This window comes from Streptomyces sp. NPDC037301 (genome assembly GCF_055602785.1).
This window is the reverse complement of the sequence record NZ_JBVJWD010000087.1, coordinates 1-17,815: the sequence shown is the minus strand read 5'-3', so window position 1 is coordinate 17,815 and position 17,815 is coordinate 1. Positions and strand designations below refer to the sequence as shown.

19 protein-coding genes are annotated in these 17,815 nt (G+C 69.2%); 13 read left to right on the top strand and 6 right to left on the bottom strand.

Annotated features, from left to right (window positions below):
* Window positions 1–88: helix-turn-helix domain-containing protein (locus ACZ7IB_RS46435; protein ID WP_470916820.1), on the bottom strand; the 88-nt coding region annotated here is incomplete at its 3' end.
* Between the two features lie 146 nt (window positions 89–234).
* On the opposite strand from ACZ7IB_RS46435, the gene ACZ7IB_RS46430 reads away from it, so the two are divergent.
* Entirely contained in the window at window positions 235–1,602 is a 1,368-nt protein-coding gene (locus ACZ7IB_RS46430) for an FAD-binding oxidoreductase (protein WP_470921224.1), read from the top strand.
* Between the two features lie 23 nt (window positions 1,603–1,625).
* Here the strand turns inward: ACZ7IB_RS46430 and ACZ7IB_RS46425 are convergent, their stop codons facing one another.
* Window positions 1,626–2,102: an SsgA family sporulation/cell division regulator gene (locus ACZ7IB_RS46425; protein ID WP_470921222.1), complete on the bottom strand. Its 477-nt coding sequence runs from the start codon at window positions 2,100–2,102 to the stop codon at window positions 1,626–1,628.
* 212 nt (window positions 2,103–2,314) lie between these two features.
* Here ACZ7IB_RS46425 and ACZ7IB_RS46420 point away from each other — a divergent pair, with 212 nt between their 5' ends.
* Window positions 2,315–3,931 carry an RDD family protein gene (locus tag ACZ7IB_RS46420; RefSeq protein WP_470921220.1) on the top strand — a complete coding sequence of 539 codons (1,617 nt, stop codon included), beginning with the start codon at window positions 2,315–2,317 and terminating at the stop codon, window positions 3,929–3,931.
* A 134-nt stretch (window positions 3,932–4,065) separates the two neighbouring features.
* Window positions 4,066–4,770, top strand: a complete 705-nt coding sequence (locus tag ACZ7IB_RS46415; RefSeq protein ID WP_470921219.1) for an RDD family protein — start codon at window positions 4,066–4,068, stop codon at window positions 4,768–4,770.
* A 99-nt stretch (window positions 4,771–4,869) separates the two neighbouring features.
* Here ACZ7IB_RS46415 and ACZ7IB_RS46410 read toward each other — a convergent pair whose 3' ends face one another.
* Complete coding sequence (locus ACZ7IB_RS46410) at window positions 4,870–5,235, bottom strand: hypothetical protein (RefSeq protein WP_470921218.1); 366 nt, start codon at window positions 5,233–5,235, stop codon at window positions 4,870–4,872.
* Window positions 5,236–5,606: 371 nt separating this feature from the next.
* Here ACZ7IB_RS46410 and ACZ7IB_RS46405 point away from each other — a divergent pair, with 371 nt between their 5' ends.
* Entirely contained in the window at window positions 5,607–8,006 is a 2,400-nt protein-coding gene (locus tag ACZ7IB_RS46405; RefSeq protein WP_470921217.1) for an immune inhibitor A domain-containing protein, read from the top strand.
* Window positions 8,007–8,130: 124 nt separating this feature from the next.
* On the top strand, window positions 8,131–8,475 hold the full coding sequence (locus ACZ7IB_RS46400; RefSeq protein WP_470921216.1) for a hypothetical protein: 345 nt from the start codon (window positions 8,131–8,133) through the stop codon (window positions 8,473–8,475).
* An 88-nt stretch (window positions 8,476–8,563) separates the two neighbouring features.
* On the opposite strand, the gene ACZ7IB_RS46395 is transcribed toward ACZ7IB_RS46400, so the two are convergent.
* Both ACZ7IB_RS46395 and ACZ7IB_RS46390 read right to left on the bottom strand, forming a co-directional pair.
* Window positions 8,564–9,151, bottom strand: coding sequence for an isochorismatase family protein (locus ACZ7IB_RS46395; protein ID WP_470921215.1), 588 nt, complete (start codon window positions 9,149–9,151; stop codon window positions 8,564–8,566).
* A 191-nt stretch (window positions 9,152–9,342) separates the two neighbouring features.
* Window positions 9,343–10,671, bottom strand: a complete 1,329-nt coding sequence (locus tag ACZ7IB_RS46390; protein WP_470921214.1) for a nicotinate phosphoribosyltransferase — start codon at window positions 10,669–10,671, stop codon at window positions 9,343–9,345.
* A 78-nt stretch (window positions 10,672–10,749) separates the two neighbouring features.
* Between ACZ7IB_RS46390 and clpS the strand changes: the two genes are divergently transcribed.
* The 7 genes from clpS to ACZ7IB_RS46355 all read left to right on the top strand — a co-directional run bounded on the left by clpS (window position 10,750) and on the right by ACZ7IB_RS46355 (window position 15,684).
* Complete coding sequence (gene clpS / locus ACZ7IB_RS46385) at window positions 10,750–11,064, top strand: ATP-dependent Clp protease adapter ClpS (RefSeq protein WP_470921212.1); 315 nt, start codon at window positions 10,750–10,752, stop codon at window positions 11,062–11,064.
* A 45-nt stretch (window positions 11,065–11,109) separates the two neighbouring features.
* Entirely contained in the window at window positions 11,110–11,688 is a 579-nt protein-coding gene (locus tag ACZ7IB_RS46380; RefSeq protein ID WP_470921211.1) for a DUF2017 domain-containing protein, read from the top strand.
* Between the two features lie 398 nt (window positions 11,689–12,086).
* Complete coding sequence (locus ACZ7IB_RS46375; RefSeq protein ID WP_470921210.1) at window positions 12,087–13,526, top strand: amino acid permease; 1,440 nt, start codon at window positions 12,087–12,089, stop codon at window positions 13,524–13,526.
* A gap of 123 nt (window positions 13,527–13,649) precedes the next feature.
* A complete protein-coding gene (locus tag ACZ7IB_RS46370; protein ID WP_351201419.1) occupies window positions 13,650–14,081 on the top strand; it encodes a M67 family metallopeptidase in 432 nt (143 codons plus the stop codon).
* Window positions 14,082–14,225: 144 nt separating this feature from the next.
* Window positions 14,226–14,351, top strand: coding sequence for a putative leader peptide (locus ACZ7IB_RS46365; protein WP_256103089.1), 126 nt, complete (start codon window positions 14,226–14,228; stop codon window positions 14,349–14,351).
* A gap of 104 nt (window positions 14,352–14,455) precedes the next feature.
* Entirely contained in the window at window positions 14,456–14,734 is a 279-nt protein-coding gene (locus ACZ7IB_RS46360; protein ID WP_383977375.1) for a MoaD/ThiS family protein, read from the top strand.
* Window positions 14,734–15,684: a PLP-dependent cysteine synthase family protein gene (locus ACZ7IB_RS46355; protein WP_470921208.1), complete on the top strand. Its 951-nt coding sequence runs from the start codon at window positions 14,734–14,736 to the stop codon at window positions 15,682–15,684. The genes ACZ7IB_RS46360 and ACZ7IB_RS46355 overlap by 1 nt, the downstream gene beginning before the upstream one ends.
* 187 nt (window positions 15,685–15,871) lie before the next feature.
* Here the strand turns inward: ACZ7IB_RS46355 and ACZ7IB_RS46350 are convergent, their stop codons facing one another.
* Window positions 15,872–16,378, bottom strand: coding sequence for a type II toxin-antitoxin system PemK/MazF family toxin (locus ACZ7IB_RS46350; RefSeq protein WP_470921207.1), 507 nt, complete (start codon window positions 16,376–16,378; stop codon window positions 15,872–15,874).
* Window positions 16,379–16,555: 177 nt separating this feature from the next.
* Between ACZ7IB_RS46350 and ACZ7IB_RS46345 the strand changes: the two genes are divergently transcribed.
* Entirely contained in the window at window positions 16,556–17,308 is a 753-nt protein-coding gene (locus ACZ7IB_RS46345; RefSeq protein ID WP_470921205.1) for an MBL fold metallo-hydrolase, read from the top strand.
* Window positions 17,309–17,815: the final 507 nt, after the last annotated feature.

Genomic DNA, 17,815 nt, shown 5'->3' with positions numbered 1-17,815 from the left:
ACGTGCGCGACAGCTCGGCTGCCTGCGCATCAGTCGGATAGAAGCGGTACTTGAACGCCCGCTTCACACGGCTCGTGGTCACGCTCACAAACTAGTGGTGCTGCGAGTTAAGATCAAATCTGCGGGTCACAGCACGGTCTTTCGCCCTGGGGGCGAAACTCCGCTCCTTGCCCTGCTCCGCAGGAGTCCGTTTCCTCTCCGCCCTGAAGGGCGGAGTATCCACGGAGGAATCCGATGAATGGTCTTCTCGAACAACTGCGTGCGGGTCTGCCCGCCGAGGTCCTGATCACCGATCCGGACGTCATCGCCTCCTACGCCCACGACATGGCGAGCTTCTGCGATGCGGGCACGCCGGCCGTCGTCGTACTCCCGCGCACGGTCGAGCAGGTCCAGCACGTCATGCGCACAGCCACGGCCCTGCGCGTCCCGGTCGTCCCGCAGGGAGCCCGTACCGGCCTGTCGGGCGCGGCCAACGCCTCCGACGACTGCATCGTGCTGTCCCTGGTGAAGATGGACCGGATCCTGGAGATCAACCCCGTCGACCGGATCGCCGTCGTCGAACCGGGCGTCATCAACGCGGTGCTGTCCCGGGCGGTCAACGAGCACGGTCTCTACTACCCGCCGGACCCCTCCAGCTGGGAGACGTGCACCATCGGCGGCAACATCGGCACCGCGTCCGGCGGTCTTTGCTGCGTGAAGTACGGGGTGACCGCCGAATACGTACTCGGCCTGGAGGTCGTCCTCGCCGACGGGCGGCTGCTCACCACCGGCCGCCGAACCGCGAAGGGCGTCGCCGGATACGACCTCACCCGGCTCTTCGTCGGCTCGGAGGGCAGCCTCGGCATCGTCGTCAAGGCCGTGCTCGCGCTGAAGCCCCAGCCGCCGCAGCAGCTGGTCCTGGCCGCCGAGTTCCCGAGCGCGGCCACTGCCTGCGATGCGATCTGCCAGATCATGGAGCGCGGTCACACCCCGTCACTCCTCGAACTGATGGACCGTACAACAGTCCATGCCGTCAACCGGATGGCCAACATGGGCCTCCCCGACACCACCGAGGCGCTCCTGCTCGCCGCCTTCGACACCCCGGACCCGTCGGCCGACCTGGCCGCCGTCGCGGAGCTGTGCACCGCGGCGGGCGCCACCGAGGTGGTCCCCGCTCAGGACGCCGCCGAGTCCGAAATGCTGCTCCAGGCCCGGCGGATGTCGCTCACCGCACTGGAGACGGTCAAGTCGGCCACGATGATCGACGACGTCTGTGTACCGCGCTCGAAGCTCGGCGCGATGCTCGAAGGCACCGCCGCCGTCGCCGAGAAGTACGACCTCACCATCGGCGTCTGCGCGCACGCGGGCGACGGCAACACCCACCCCGTCGTCTGCTTCGACCACACCGACGCCGACGAGTCCCGGCGGGCCCGGGAATCGTTCGACGAGATCATGGCGCTCGGCCTGGAACTCGGCGGCACGATCACCGGTGAACACGGCGTCGGTGTCCTGAAGAAGGAATGGCTCGCGCGCGAGCTCGGCGAGGTGAGCGTCGAACTGCACCGGGGCATCAAGCAGGCGTTCGACCCGCTCGGGCTGCTCAACCCGGGCAAGGTGTTCTGACGGCCGGCCAGGACCGCGCCCGCTCACGCGTCGCCGTCCTGCCACTCGTCCGATGCCCACGGGTCGCTCAGCCACAGATCGTCGGCCGGCAGCGGCGCGAGCAGCTCGGCGAGACCCTCGTCGATGCCGAGCCGCTCGGTCTCCGTACCCGGCGGAACCAGCCGCAGAGTCCGCTCCACCCAGGTGGCCACCACGGCGGACGGCACCTCCAGAAGGGCGTCGCCGTCGGGTGAAGTCAGGGCTACGAAGATGACATTGCGCCGGTCGACCTTGGTGGGCCAGATCCGCACGTCCCCCTGGCCGCACGGCCGGAACACGCCCTCGACCAGCAGATCGCGGGCGAACGTCCAGTGGACGGGGAAGTCGGAGCCGATGTGAAAGGCGACGTGCACGGCGTACGGGTCCTCCGCGCGGTACGTCAGCCTGGCAGGGACGGGGATGCTGCGCTCGGGCGACAGAACCAGCTTGAGCTCCAGCTCGCGCTCCACGACGGTGTTCATGAGTGCGTCCTTTCGGTACCTGTGGGCCGGTCCCGCGACCGGTCCGCACAGGGAGAGAGCGCCCTCCCCGCCATCTATTACGCGACTTCCGGAAAAAATTTCTGCGTGACCGGAAAGTGGCCCAAACCCCTGGACTGCCCCAGGGGTACGCGGTCGTCTGATAGATGTGGACCCGTTGTATTGAGGCCTCGAAGAGATACGGGACCACGGTGATGAGCGCCCCAACCCCGGCACCCGGTGACGAAAGCCCCCGCGAGGGGTACTACCCCGACCCGTCCATTCCCGGATATGTCCGGTACTGGAACGGCGCTTCGTGGGTGCCCGGCACGAGCCGGCCCGCCCCTCAGCAGGGCGAGTCGATGCCCGCAACGTCGTCCGGAGCGGCGGCCGAACCGCAGCCGCCGCAGCCGCAGCCTTCGGCCCTGGCGCCCGCGCCGGTGGACGAGACCGGTCCGGTCTTCCTCGACGAGGAGCCGTACGCGGACAACCGCCCCGAACCGGCCACCGCCTGGCAGGCCGACGCCTCCCGGCAGACCGGCTTCGGCGGCGAACGTGACCGGCGGGTCTGCTGGGGCGGCGCCGGGCAGCCCGGCGGACCGGGCGAGCAGAGCCGGCCGTCGTCGGGGCCGGAGTCCGGGGCGGGGTCAGGCCCGGGACCGGAGTCCGGCCGGGATCCGCGTACCTCTGCGGACCGGGCCCCGGCGGTCCGGGAGCCCGTCGACCGGGCCCCCGCGGTTCGGGAGCCCGTCGACCGTGCTCCCGTAGACCCGCGTCGGCCGGCCTCCCAGGATCCGACAGGCGGTGCGCTGCCGGGCATGCGTGACGGCAGGAGCCAGGCCCCCGAGAGCACGGTCGCGATCCGTGCCGCGGGCCGGGGCGGTCGCCCGCCTGCTCCCCGGACGACGGAACAGGAGCCCGCGGACGGGACGATGGCGATCCGCGCGATCGCTCCGGGGACCGGTGCGCAGCCCCCCGCACAGGCTCCGGCACAGACCCCCGCCCCGGCTCGGAACCAGTCCCCTGCCCCGGCACAGACCCCCGCCCCGGCTCGGAACCAGTCCCCTGCCCCGGCACAGACCCCCGCCCCGGCCCCCGCCGAGCTCAACAGTCCTCTCACCCCGGGCCCCGGCGGCGGTGCCGCCTCCTGGGCGCAGCAGGTCCACCAACTCGCCCAGCCCGACCAGGCGGCCCGCCCGCAACCCCAGCAACACCAATCGCACCTCCCGCTCCAGGGGCAGCAGCCTCACCCGCGGCTCGGTGCGCACGGTGGACAGCCGGACCAGCCCGTCGTGCCCTGGAAGCCCCCGGTCGACGACCCCTTCCAGCAGCTCGCGCAGGCCCAGGCATCGGCCAGGCCCGCCGGGCTCGGCAGGAGGTTCGCCGCCCGGCTCGTCGACACGGTGGTGCTGGCGGCGCTCGTCGGCGCGATCGGCTTCCCGCTCGTCTCGCGGGCGATGGACCACATCGACGAGAAGATCAGCGCGGCGAAGCTGTCCGGTGAGACGGTCACCGTCTGGCTGGTGGACTCCACCACGGCTGGTCTGTTCGGTGGGGTGCTCGGCGCGTTCCTCGTGCTCGGCGTCCTGCTGGAGGCGCTGCCGACCGCCAAGTGGGGCCGTACGCTCGGCAAGAAGCTCTGCGGACTCGAAGTGCGGGGCATCGAGTCCCACGAGGCCCCGTCCTTCGGCGCCGCACTGCGCCGCTGGCTGGTCTACGGCGTGCTGGGCGTCCTGGTGGTCGGAGTGGTCAATGTGCTCTGGTGTCTGTTCGACCGGCCGTGGCGCCAGTGCTGGCACGACAAGGTGGCGCACACCTTCGTGGCGGGCTGATTCCGCGCGAGGGTCCGACGAGCCCACTCCTCCGGCTGACGGCTCATCGGGGGAGGGGGCTTCGGGGGACGTACCGTTCCCCCGAACGCACCTGAGCCGTTGCGGGTGCCCGTGGGCCGGGGTGCACTGCCCCCATGAGCAACGATCAGCCGACGTCCGGTCAGCCGCCCGAGGACGACCCGTTCCTCAAGAAGCCGCAGGAACCGCAGGAACCGCAAGGGCCGCGGGAGCCGCAGGGGCCGTCGTCGGGCTCGCCCTACGACAGCGCTCCGCCGCCTCCGCCTCCACCACCGCCGCCGCCGTATGATTCCGGTCCCTACGGCGGCGGCCCGTACGGGGGCGTGGATCCGCTGGCCGGTATGCCGCCGCTCGGCGAGCCCGGCAAGCGGATTCTGGCCCGGCTGATCGACTTCCTGATCATCTCGATCCCGCTGTATCTGATCTCGTTGCCCTGGGGCGGAGCGGTCGGGATGAAAGACAACACCAGCAGCAACAGCAACGTCAGCGATGTCTTCAGCCAGACGTACAGCGCGCACCAACTGCTCTGGTCGCTGATCGGTCTGGTGATCTACGTCGGATACGACACGTACTTCACACACAAGGACGGCCGGACCGTCGGCAAGCGGCTGTTGAAGCTGCGGGTCGCGATGCTCAACGACGGCCGGGTGCCGGACACCGGTGCGTCGTTCCTGCGGGCCGTGGTGCTGTGGCTGCCGGCGCTGCTGTGCTGCCCGTGCCTGTGGTGGCTGATCAACATCGTGCTCATGTTCACGGACAAGCCGTATCGGCAGGGCCTCCACGACAAGGCGGCGAAGACGGTGGTCGTCCAGACCGACTAGGGGGCACCGGACGCTCCCTGGGCCCCTCCTGCGCCATACGGCCTCGGTCTCCGTACAGACTCGAAAACCGATTCTGTACGGAGACCGAGGCCGTATGCGTCAGCGCCGCAGGGAATGCTCGCCCAGCAGCTCGTCCACACGCGCCGTGGCGCGCTGCTCGGCCGTGCGGGCCGCCGGGATCGAGGCCTGGACTCCGTCGCGGGCGAGGCCTTCGGCCTCGACGGCGGCGGAGACCGCATCCTGGTTCGTACGAACTGCGGCCCCGGCCTTCGCCGGCTTCGCTGTTTTCGCCTGGGACGGGTGGGGTACGGTCACGGCCACCAGCAGGCCGAGCGCAAGCGCCGCGGTCCCGATGACAGCGATGCCGAGGCCCGAACCCGTACGGGAGAGCAGCAGCATGGCGAGGGTCGAGAAGACGACGGTGACCGAACCGTAGGAAAGCTGTGCGGCAGTGATACGCGGCATGTCGGTATCCGTCCTCGGGGCATCGGATGGGCAGTCTCTCAACACGGTCGCACTGTCAAGCGACTCTACGACGGTGGATGCCCGTGAGGAACCGGTAGTAAGCATCACCTAACCCGCGGTACCGGTGCACGGGGGGCGCACGGAGTCATTCCGTTCCCCAAGCGCGGGCCTTGACGCGCTGGTTGCCTGCATGGTGAACGTTCGGATAACGGAAATGTGCTCCTGCATAGTGCACTTGGTCTGTTCAAGTCAAGGTCTGTCTTTTCTCGCGTAACTCCGGTCGAATGTCGTCACTTGTGACGCGTATCCGCGCGCGGCCCCTTTACACCACCCCAGGCCGCAGCCGTGGACGCCGGGGAGGACTGCATCAAGTGAGCACTAACAGACGGGCGCTTCGCGCCGCAGCGGTTGTCGTGGCCATGGCCGCCACTGCCGCCACGGCGTCGGCTTTCGCCACTGCCCAGGCGGATGAACACACATCGGGGGCGAAGGCGCCGGTAGTCGACCGCCGCGACCCGGGGTCGGCCAAGGGCAACGCGCACAACCTGCAGGGCCCCTTCAGCAAGCAGCAGGACGCCCAGCGTCAGGCCGCCCTGGAGCAGGTCATGGCGGGCGACAAGAAGGTGTCGACGCGGGGCGGCTCCAAGGTCGTCAAGCTCGACGACAAGAAGTACGTCGAGCTCGGCCGCGAGAAGACCGACAAGATCTTCACGGTTCTGGTGGAGTTCGGCGACAAGGTCGACAACACGACCATGTTCGACCCGGACGGCGACGGCCCCGAGCCGGCCGTTCCGAAGTACGGTGGCACGCCCGGACCGGCGCACAACAAGATAGCCAAGCCGGACCCCAAGAAGGACAACAGCACCGCCTGGCAGGCCGACTACAACCAGGCGCACTTCCAGGACCTCTACTTCGGTACGGGCGCCGGCAAGGACTCGCTGAAGACGTACTACGAGAAGACGTCCTCCGGGCGCTACTCGGTCGACGGCGAGGTCTCCGACTGGGTCAAGGTGCCGTACAACGAGGCCCGTTACGGGTCCAACTTCTGCGGCGATACCAACTGCGCCAACGTCTGGGACATGGTCAAGGACGGCGTGAACGCCTGGGCCGCCGACCAGAAGGCCAAGGGCCGTACCCCCGAGCAGATCAAGACGGATCTCGCGAAGTACGACCAGTGGGACCGTTACGACTACGACAACGACGGCAACTTCAACGAGCCCGACGGCTACATCGACCACTTCCAGATCGTCCACGCCGGTGAGGACGAGTCCGCGGGCGGCGGCGTCGAGGGCAAGAACGCCGTCTGGGCGCACCGCTGGTACGCGTACGGCACCGACGCCGGTGCGACCGGCCCGGCCGGTAACAAGGCCGGCGGCACCGAGATCGGTGACACCGGCATCTGGGTCGGCGACTACACCGCGCAGCCCGAGAACGGCGGCCTGGGTGTCTTCGCCCACGAGTACGGCCACGACCTCGGTCTGCCGGACCTCTACGACACCACCAACACCGCCGAGAACTCGGTCGGTTTCTGGTCCCTGATGTCGGCCGGTTCCTGGCTGGGCACCGGCAAGAACCAGATCGGTGACCTGCCGGGCGACATGACCGCCTGGGACAAGCTCAAGCTGGGCTGGCTGAACTACGCCGAGGCCAAGGCCGCGACGAACTCCACCCACAAGCTGGGCGTGTCCGAGTACAACACCAAGGACAAGCAGGCGCTCCTCGTCAAGCTGCCCGACAAGCCCGTCACCACCTCTGTCACGAAGCCCGCCGAGGGCTCCAAGCAGTGGTGGAGCGACAGGGGCGACAACCTGAACAACACCCTCTCCCGTTCGGTCGACCTCACCGGCAAGTCCAAGGCCTCCCTGGACCTCGCGGGCTTCTGGGACATCGAGAAGGACTACGACTACCTCTACACCGAGGTGTCGGATAACGGCGGCACCAGCTGGACCGCGATCGACGGCACGGCTGACGGCAAGGCGATCCCGCGCGACGCCAGTGACAAGCCGGCCCTGACCGGCGTCTCCGGCAAGTACCAGACCCTCTCCTACCCGCTGGACGCCTACGCGGGCAAGAAGATCGACATCCGCTTCCGTTACGCCACCGACGGCGGCGCGGGCGGCGTCGGCTTCGCCGCCGACACCATCTCGGTCAACGCCGACGGTGCCGCGCTCTTCACGGACAACGCCGAGGGCGACGACAACGGCTGGACCGCCAAGGGCTTCTCCCGCGTCGGCGAGTCGTTCACCAAGGACTACGCGCAGTACTACATCGCGGAGAACCGCCAGTACGTCAGCTACGACCAGACCCTCAAGGTCGGCCCGTACAACTTCGGCTTCTCCAAGACCCGTCCGGACTGGGTCGAGCACTACCCGTACCAGAACGGTCTGCTCATCTGGCAGTGGGACACCTCCCAGAAGGACAACAACGTCTCCGTCCACCCGGGCAAGGGCCTGATCCTGCCGATCGACGCGCACGCCAAGCCGCTGAAGTGGGCGGACGGCACGGTCATGCGCAACAAGATCCAGCCCTTCGACGCACCCTTCAGCCGGCAGGCGACCGACGGCTTCACGCTGCACAACGCCGACGCGGCGGTGAAGATCAAGCCGCAGCTCGGCATCCCGGTCTTCGACGACCACAAGGGAACCTACTGGTACAGCGAGAACAAGACCGGAAGTGTTCAGGTCACTGACACGAACACCCGGATCACGATCGTCAGCGAGCCGCGCGACGGCTCGACGATGACCGTGAAGGTCGGGGCCTCGCACAAGTAGTCCCGCATCACCGCAGGTCAGAGCTTGATCGGCCGTCGCCCTCTAGCGGGCGGCGGCCGATCGTGTTTAGGTGCGTCTTGTTCAGATCCTTATTGACATGACGTCTCACGGGGGAGTGCGGAGCATGGCAGGCGGAGGGTTCAGCAAGTTGCCGAACGGCAGTGTGGTGGTGGCGATCACCCTGACCGGTCCCGCGGACGGAACGGGTCCGGGCACCCCGGTCCGGGTCCTGGTGCACGCCGCCAACCGGGCCCGCGCGCTGACCCGGCTGCGCAATCTGGGCCTGCGCGCCGTCTACCTCCGCGGCAACGCCGAGCCGCCCACCCCGGACGAGATCACCGCCGTGCTGCACCACCCGGACGGGGTGCTCTGGCGAGCGAGACCGGAGCAGGCCCAGGAACTCTGGCACCCGATCCGAGCGCTGCTCCGCCCGGCCGTGCCGGCCGTACAGGACCGCCGCCCGGCCTGAGGCGTGGGGTCGACGCCGGTGTCAGTGACGGGCGTGAGCGGGTGAGAGCGGCGAGGAGCAGCGAGGAGCAGCGGCGGCTCTCGCCCGACTACGCCACGACGGGCTTGCCGGAAAGCTTCACGCCCGCCCTGCGGAGTTCCTCCAGCGCCCGCTCCGTGGTCTCCTCGGCGACCCCTGCGGTCAGATCGAGCAGCACATGCGTCGTGAGGCCTGCCCGGACCGCGTCCAGCGCCGTCGCCCGCACACAGTGGTCGGTCGCGATGCCGACCACGTCGACCTCGGTGACCCCGCGGTCCCGCAGCCAGTCGGTCAGCCCCACACCGTTCTCGTCGAGGCCCTCGAAGCCGCTGTACGCCGCGGCATAGGCACCCTTGTCGAACACCGCGTCGATCGCCCCCGAGGCGACCGCAGGGGCGAAATTGGGGTGGAAGCCCACCCCCTCCGTACCGGCGACACAGTGCGCCGGCCAGGTGTGCTCGTAGTCCGGCTGCGCGGAGAAGTGGTTGCCCGGGTCGACATGGTGGTCACGGGTGGCCACCACATGGCGGTACCCGGGCTGGGCCTCGCCGATCAGGTCGGTGATGGCGGCGGCGACATCGGAGCCCCCCGCCACGGCGAGGCTGCCGCCCTCGCAGAAGTCGTTCTGAACGTCCACGACGATCAAGGCGCGGTGCATGGCGGGTGTCCTTCGGTGGGGGACGATCGGCGGTCATGGGGGGCGTATTCGAGCCTAGAGACTCCGGAGCGGCTTAGGGAGGGGACGTCATCAAGCCCGCCGAGGGGGCCCCTTCCACGCGCTTCAGGCTATGGGGGAGATTGAGGGCAGAGCGGTAGCCGGGCGCCCCGGTCTCCGCCTCGCCGCCCCCGTCACATGTACTCCGTGGGAATCACCGGCTCCCCGCGGGACAACTGCATCGCCGACATCGGCAGCCCCGACCGCGCCGCTATGTGCCGCTCGCGCGCCGCGTCCAACGGCTCACGGGCGATCACCTCACCACCCCTGACCAGCTCGGCCAGCAGCTGCCGGTCGGCCAGCCCGGCCGGTACGGGACCGGCGCCTATCACCTCCGCCTCGGCCACCCCGTTCTCGTCCAGTCGGCGCGCGGCCCACTTGCGACCGCCCACGGACGTCTTCGCGCCGAGCGACTTCTTGGCGACCGGACGCAGCGGCTCCGCGGGGTCGGCGGATACGGCGCGGGCGACCAGCTTGTAGACCATCGCGCAGGTGGGCTGCCCGCTGCCCGTCACCAGCTGCGTGCCCACCCCGTAGGCGTCGACCGGCGCCGCGGCCAGCGACGCGATCGCGTACTCGTCCAGATCCGACGTCACCACGATCTTCGTCCCGGTGGCGCCCAGCTCGTCCAGCTGCTGCCGCACCCGGTGCGCGACCAGCAGCAGGTCCCCGGAGTCGATCCGTACCGCACCCAGCTCGGTACCTGCGACCTCGACCGCCGTACGGACCGCCTCGGCGACGTCGTACGTGTCGACCAGCAGTGTCGTGCCCCGGCCCAGCGAGTCGACCTGGGCCCGGAACGCGTCGCGCTCGGTGTCGTGCAGCAGCGTGAAGGCGTGGGCGCTCGTCCCGACGGTCGGGATGTTGTAGCGGAAGCCCGCGGCCAGGTCGGATGTGGTGTCGAAGCCGCCGATGTACGCGGCACGCGCCGACGCCACCGCCGACAGTTCATGGGTGCGTCGTGCACCCATCTCGATCAGCCCGCGCCCGCCCGCCGCGGCGGACATCCGCGACGCCGCCGCGGCGATCGCCGAGTCGTGGTTGAGGATCGACAGGATCACCGTTTCCAGCAGCACGCACTCGGCGAAGGACCCCTCGACCCGCAGGACCGGCGAGCCGGGGAAGTACACCTCGCCCTCGGGGTAGCCCCAGATGTCACCGCTGAAGCGGTAGTCGGCCAGCCAGGCGAGCGTGGGCCCGTCGACGACGTTCTGTTCGCGCAGGAAGGTGAGCATCTCGTCGTCGAAACGGAAGTTCTCCACCGCGTCCAGCACCCGTCCGATGCCCGCGACGACGCCGTAGCGCCGCCCCTCCGGCAGGCGGCGGGTGAACGCCTCGAAGACCGAGCGCCGGTCGGCCGTGCCGGCCTTCAGCGCGGCCTGCACCATCGTGAGCTCGTACTGGTCGGTGAAGAGCGCGGTCGACGGCACACCAACCCGTCGCCCAAGGTCCGCAGAGTTCATGGTCCGGATGCTACCTCTATTTCGTCAGAGTGACGAGATCTCGGGTCGTTTGTGCGATGACCCCTCCCGGGTGGCAGCATGGGGTGGGTGAGCGTCGCCCCCACTGAGATCGAGCGTCCCGAATCGGCCGAGGAAAGTCTTGTCGTCCCCGAGCCCGACGTCCCCTGGGTGACGCTGGTCCACAACGACCCGGTCAACCTCATGAGCTATGTGGCCTATGTCTTCCAGGCCTACTTCGGCTACTCCAAGGACAAGGCCCACAAGCTGATGCTGGACGTCCACCACAAGGGCCGCGCCGTCGTCTCCAGCGGCAGCCGCGAGGAGATGGAACGCGACGTCCAGGCCATGCACGGCTACGGGCTGTGGGCCACCCTCACGAAGGACCGCAACTAGACCGATCCTCCTCTGCCCCGCCCGACCCACCATCGGAGAAAACCCATGGCCGGCCACTTCGAGGCCACCCCCGGCGGCGGCGCGGCCGTCGCGCTCGACGAGGTGGAGATCGCGATCCTGCGCTCCATCGCTGTCCAGCTGCTGGAACTGATCGGCCCCGGCGACGAACCCGCCGAGGGCGAGGACCCGCTCGCCGCCCTCTTCGCCGAGGGGCCCAGCGAACCGCCCACCGACCCCGCCCTGGCCCGCCTCTTCCCCGAGGCGTACGGCGACGAGGACAGCGAACTGCGCGCCGCTTCCGCTGAGTTCCGCCGCTTCACCGAGAACGATCTGCGCAGCCGTAAGCGCGACGACGCCCTCACTGTCGTACGCACCCTGGATGCCCTCTCCGTCACCGAGGACGGCGACGCCGTACTGGAACTCACCGGCGACGAATGCCGCAACTGGCTCGGCGCGCTCAATGACCTCCGGCTGACCATCGGCACCCGTCTCGAGGTCTCCGACGACGACGAGGCCGGCTCGCTCTACCGGCTCCCCGACAGCGACCCGCGCAAGCCGATGGTCATGGCCTATCTCTGGCTCGGCGCGCTCCAGGAAACCCTCGTGGAAACCCTGATGCCGTAGTTCCAGTGTGCGGAGTTCCCGATCACCCGCGTGCGGAGTTCCCGATCCTCCGCTTGCGGACTTGGACCGACCACTGGTTTACGGACTTCCCGGCCGCTCGCGCATCGCGTTCGCTCAACGAATGCTCAAATCCGAATAACGATCCCGTCACCTGAACGGTCGCTTTTGCGGCGACTGGAAACCCTTGTCCGCTTTTTCCTGTGGTGTGCCCCACATAATGTCCGATGATCCGCCCATGTGACCGTGGTAAATCTTCACGACCACTCGGGGACGCCACCCTTGTTCCCGAGGGCGCTACAGGCCGGCGACCGCCGGCGGCACTCCATCCATATCCGGGGGGATCAGGACCTGATCCGCAGCCTCAACGGCGCGGATCAGCGTGGAGAAAGGCGCAGCACATGACATCGGCGCAGGTCGACAAGGGACAAGACGGCCGCAAGGCCGCAGCGGTCGCGGATGCCGGCACGGCCGGCGAGGGGTACCAGCGAGCCCTCGGCGCCCGTCAGATCCAGATGATCGCCATCGGCGGGGCCATCGGCACCGGCCTCTTCCTCGGCGCGGGAAAGGCGATCGCCAAGGCCGGGCCCAGCCTCATCCTGGCCTATGCCATCGCGGGCCTGGTGATCTTCTTCATCATGCGGGCCCTGGGTGAACTCCTCATGTACCGCCCCGTGTCGGGCTCCTTCTCGGAGTACGCCCGCGAATTCATCGGTCCCTTCGCCGGCTTTGTCACCGGCTGGACCTACTGGCTGTTCTGGGTCGTCACCGGAATCACCGAAGTCACCGCGGCCGCCCAGTACATGACGTTCTGGTTCGACATTCCTCAATGGGTGTCGGCGCTGATCTTCACGATCATCCTGTACGGCGTGAACCTGATCTCCGTAAAGCTCTTCGGGGAACTCGAATTCTGGTTCTCGATGGTCAAGGTGACCGCCATCGTCGGCATGATCCTCATCTGCGCCGGAATTCTCACCCTCGGCTTCTCCGATGCCGGGGACACCGCGTCCGTCACCCACCTCTGGGCCGACGGCGGCTTCTTCCCGCACGGCATCAAGGGCACCTTGTTGACCTTGCAGATCGTGATGTTCGCCTTCCTCGCCGTGGAACTCGTCGGCGTCACCGCGGGCGAGTCCAAGGACCCGAAGACCGTCCTGCCCAAGGCCATCAACACCGTGCCGTGGCGCATCGCCGTCTTCTACGTCGGCGCCCTCATCATGATCCTTTCCGTGGTCCCGTGGACCGAGTTCCAGCCCGGCATCTCGCCGTTCGTCGCCGCCTTCCAGAAGATGGGCCTCGGCATCGGCGCAGGCATCGTCAACTTCGTCGTGCTGACCGCGGCCCTCTCCTCCTGCAACTCCGGCATGTACTCCACCGGCCGCATGCTCCGCGACCTCGCCCTCAACGGCCAGGGCCCGAAGTTCTTCACCAAGCTGACGAAGAGCGGCACCCCGCTCATCGGCACCACCTTCTCCGCCGCACTGATGCTCGTCGGCGTCTGGATCAACTACCAGTGGCCCGGCGAAGCCTTCACCTACGTCGTCTCCTTCGCCACCATCTCCGGCATGTGGGCCTGGATCATGATCCTCATCTGCCAGATCCGCTACCGCGGCCTCGCGGACCGCGGCGTGCTCCCGCAGTCCACGTTCCGGGCCCCCGGCGCCCCGTTCACCAGCGTCTTCGCGCTGGCCTTCATCGCCATGGTCATCGTGATGATGGGCATCGACAAGGACGCCAGGATCTCGCTGTACTGCGCACCGCTCTGGGCGGTCGTCCTCGGCGTCTCGTACCTGGTGCTCAAGGCCCGCAACCCCGAGAACAAGGCCTTCGCGAAGAGCTGAGGCCGACTCCGCACGAACCCCGAACCATCCCCGGACGACTGCCGCCCCACCGGCCGCGTCCACCATGCGGGCCCCCGCGTACCACCCCTCGGTACGCGGGGGCCGCATGCCTATCCTGGCGCCATGCTGACCATCACCCAGGCGCTCTACGACCAGATCGTCGCGCACTCCCGCGCCGACCACCCCGACGAGGCGTGCGGCGTGGTCGCGGGACCGGCCGGAACCGGCCGCGCCGAACGGTTCATCCCCATGCTCAACGCCGCCCGCTCGCCCACCTTCTACGAGTTCGACTCGGGCGACCTCCTCAAGCTCTACCGAGAGATGGACGACCGCGACGAGGAGCCGGTGATCGTCTACCACTCCCACACCGCGACCGAGGCCTACCCGTCCCGCACCGACGTCACGTACGCCAACGAACCCGGCGCCCACTACGTGCTCGTCTCCACCGCGGACACCGACGACGCGGGCCCGTTCCAGTTCCGCTCCTACCGGATCGTGGACGGCGAGATCACCGAGGAGGACGTCGAGGTCGTCGAGGCGTACGAAGCCGCCTGACCTCCTCGCACCGCTCGACCCCGGCACTGCACCGGCCGGACGGGACCGGGCCCACCCACGGTCCCGTCCACCTGCCGAACGCCGACCATCCATCAGGTGAGATCACATTCCGGATCACGGACCGGGAATCGATACGATGACCGCATGGTTCCCCATGACGTGAGCGACAAGACGCCGGGCATGCTGCTCGTTGCGCGGCTGCACGTCGACCTGTGCAGGCTCTCCAGCGCGATCTGTACGAGCCGCCTGCCCGCCGGCCGCGAGGCCTGAGCCGGGCTCGCGGCCCGAGCACCCATTCGTCACGCACCAACCCCTGCGCGGGGGCATAGCCGCGCGCCCACGCCACCTCTCCGCTTTCGACAGGAGCCCACGCCATGGCCATCGAGGTCCGCATCCCGACCATCCTCCGCACCTACACCGACGGCGCCAAGGCAGTCGAGGGTAACGGGGAGACCCTCGCCGACCTCTTCACGGACCTGGACAGCCGCCACAACGGCATCCGTGAGCGCATCGTCGACGGCAACGAACTCCGTCGCTTCGTGAACGTCTACCTCAACGACGAGGACGTCCGCTTCCTCGACGGCATCTCCACCAAGCTCAGCGACGGCGACAGCGTCACCATCCTCCCGGCCGTCGCCGGCGGCATGAACTGATGCGGTACGACAGCCCGCTCGCCGCGGTGGGCAACACCCCGCTCGTCCGCCTGCCGCGGCTGTCACCGTCAAACGACGTCCGTATCTGGGCCAAGCTGGAGGACCGCAACCCCACCGGCTCGATCAAGGACCGCCCCGCGCTCCACATGGTCGAACAGGCCGAGAAGGACGGCCGGCTGACCCCCGGCTGCACCATCCTGGAACCCACCAGCGGAAACACCGGCATCTCGCTCGCCATGGCGGCCAAGCTCAAGGGCTACCGCATCGTGTGCGTCATGCCGGAGAACACCTCCCAGGAACGGCGCGACCTGCTCGCCATGTGGGGCGCCGAGATCATCTCCTCCCCGGCGGCGGGCGGCTCCAACACGGCCGTACGCGTCGCCAAGGAGCTGGCCGCCGAGCACCCCGACTGGGTCATGCTCTACCAGTACGGCAACCCGGACAACGCGGGCGCCCACTACGCCACCACCGGCCCGGAGGTCCTCACCGACCTTCCGTCCATCACTCACTTCGTGGCGGGCCTCGGCACCACCGGCACGCTCATGGGCGTCGGCCGCTACCTGCGCGAGCACAAGCCCGACATCCAGATCGTCGCCGCCGAGCCGCGCTACGACGACCTGGTCTACGGGCTCCGCAACCTCGACGAGGGCTTCGTCCCCGAGCTCTACGACGCCTCCGTCCTCACCACCCGCTTCTCCGTCGGCTCCGCGGACGCCGTCACCCGTACCCGCGAACTCCTCCAGCAGGAGGGCATCTTCGCGGGCATCTCCACCGGCGCCGCGCTCCACGCCGCGATCGGAGTGGGAAACAAGGCCGTCAAGGCGGGGGAGTCGGCCGACATCGTCTTCGTCGTCGCGGACGGCGGCTGGAAGTACCTGTCGACGGGCGTCTACACGGCCCCGACAACAGAAGCGGCCATCGAAACGCTGCACGGCCAGCTCTGGGCCTAGCCCGTCCTGAACCGCCGGACGAGCTGAACATTCAGCCCGTCCGGCGATCGAGGACATCTTTCAGCCTCGCGGGCGTTTGAGGAGCGGGGCCCGGGGCGGAGCCCCGGTTTCGGGAAGGGGGCGGGTCGGGGACAGGCCCGCCGCAGGCGCCCCGAGGCCACGCGCACCCGCAGCGAGGCCCCCCATCTCACCCAAGCCCCCGCACCCGCTCCCACACCTCCGGATCCACGACCCCCACCCGCCGCCGGAACCCCCGCACGGCGACCTCCCGCAGCTCATCCGTCTCCAGGAAGCTCTCCCGCCCCCGCGCATCCCCCACCGTCCCCGCAGGCAGCGCGATCACTCCGGGCCGTTCCTCGTGATACTTGCTGGTGATCTTCGCGACGAGCGCCGAGTCACCCCGTACCGACAGCACCAGGCAGGGCCGGTCCTTCACCCCGGGCCCGTCCTCGTACGGCACCTCGGCCCACCAGATCTCACCCGGCCGCGGCCTGCGCTCCGGCCCCGGCCCACGCCCCGGCCCCGCCGGCGGACGCGTCCGCCCGCCCGGACGCCCACCGGAGCGCGTACCCGCTGACCTGCCGGAGCGGCCCCGCGGCCGTTGCCCGCCCCGCCCCCGCCCATCGGCGACCGCCACCACGAGCGCGAGCAGGACGACAACGGCAATCGCGATCCACCACCAGGACATGCCCATGTCCCGACCGTACCGGCGTCCCCGCCTCTTCCATCGAACCGGTGACAGAGCAGGTGAGTTCCCCCACAACGGACGGCCGTGGAGGAGCGACCGGCTGTTTCGCGCCTTACGCTCGACAAACCGCTCAACAGACCGCACGAACCCTCCCCGTTCCCACGTCTCGGAGGTTCACGCTCCATGAAGCTCACCGTCGTCGGCTGCTCCGGCTCGTTCCCGTCCGCGGGATCAGCATGTTCGAGCTACCTCGTAGAGGCCGACGGCTTCAGGCTGCTCCTCGACATGGGCAACGGCGCCCTCGGCGAGCTGCAGCGCCATGTCGGTCTCTACGACCTCGACGCCATCTTCCTCAGCCACCTCCATGCCGATCACTGCATCGACATGTGCGCGTACTTCGTCGTCCGCTACTACCGGCACGACGGCGGCCGTCCCACCCCGATCCCGGTCTATGGTCCCGACGGCACCGAGCAGCGGCTGACCACCGCCCACGCCGACACCCCGTCCGAGCGGGCGATGAGCGAGGTCTTCGACTTCCACACGCTGAAGCCGGGCTCGTTCGAGATCGGCCCCTTCTCGGTCCGTACGGAGAAGGTCTGCCACCCCGTCGACACCTACGCCATCCGGATCGAGCACGGCGGCCGCTCGCTCACGTACTCCGGCGACACGGGTGCCTGCGAGGCCCTGGACGAACTGGCCGAGGGCGCCGACCTGTTCCTCTGCGAAGCGTCGTTCGTCCATGGCAAGGAGGACATCCCGGACCTCCACCTCAACGGCCGCGAGGCGGGCGACATCGCCGCCCGCGCCGGGGTGGGCCGGCTCGTCCTCACCCACATCCCGCCGTGGACCGACGCCGACCGCAACCTGGCCGATGCCCGCCTGCTCTACGGCGGGCCGGCGGAGGTGGCGGCACCGGGTGCGGTCTACGAGATCTAGGACCTGTCCGGCGGACCGTCGCGGGCCCGCGACGATCCGCCGGACAGGTCCTTAGGAAGACGGGCCGGCCCGCCGGCGGTGGGTCGCGATACGGGCCGGGGCGATGCCTGCGTTGGCACAGTAGAGACTAAGCGGTCGGTTTCCTTCCCTGGAAGGGGGCGTACCGGGGTGCCGGAGGCGCGGAGGGCGTCACGCGCACAGCAAGCAGCGGGGTGGGGCTGCCTCCACCCCCCGGTGGACCCAGCCCCACCCCCCGGTGGACCTGGCCCCACCCCCGGATCCGGGGGCTGGGTGGATGGGTCATCACCGGGCCGCTCGCCACGCTGGAAGCCATGACACGACTGACGCGAAAGCAGAACAGGCTCCTGGTCTCCGCGGCCCTGTGCACCAGCGCACTGGTGGTGGCCGCCGCCCCGGTCCAGGCGATGGGGCCGGCACCGACGCACGCCCCCGCCACCACCTCCGCGGCTCACCTCCGCGGCCCGGCCACCCCCGGCGATCCGCAGG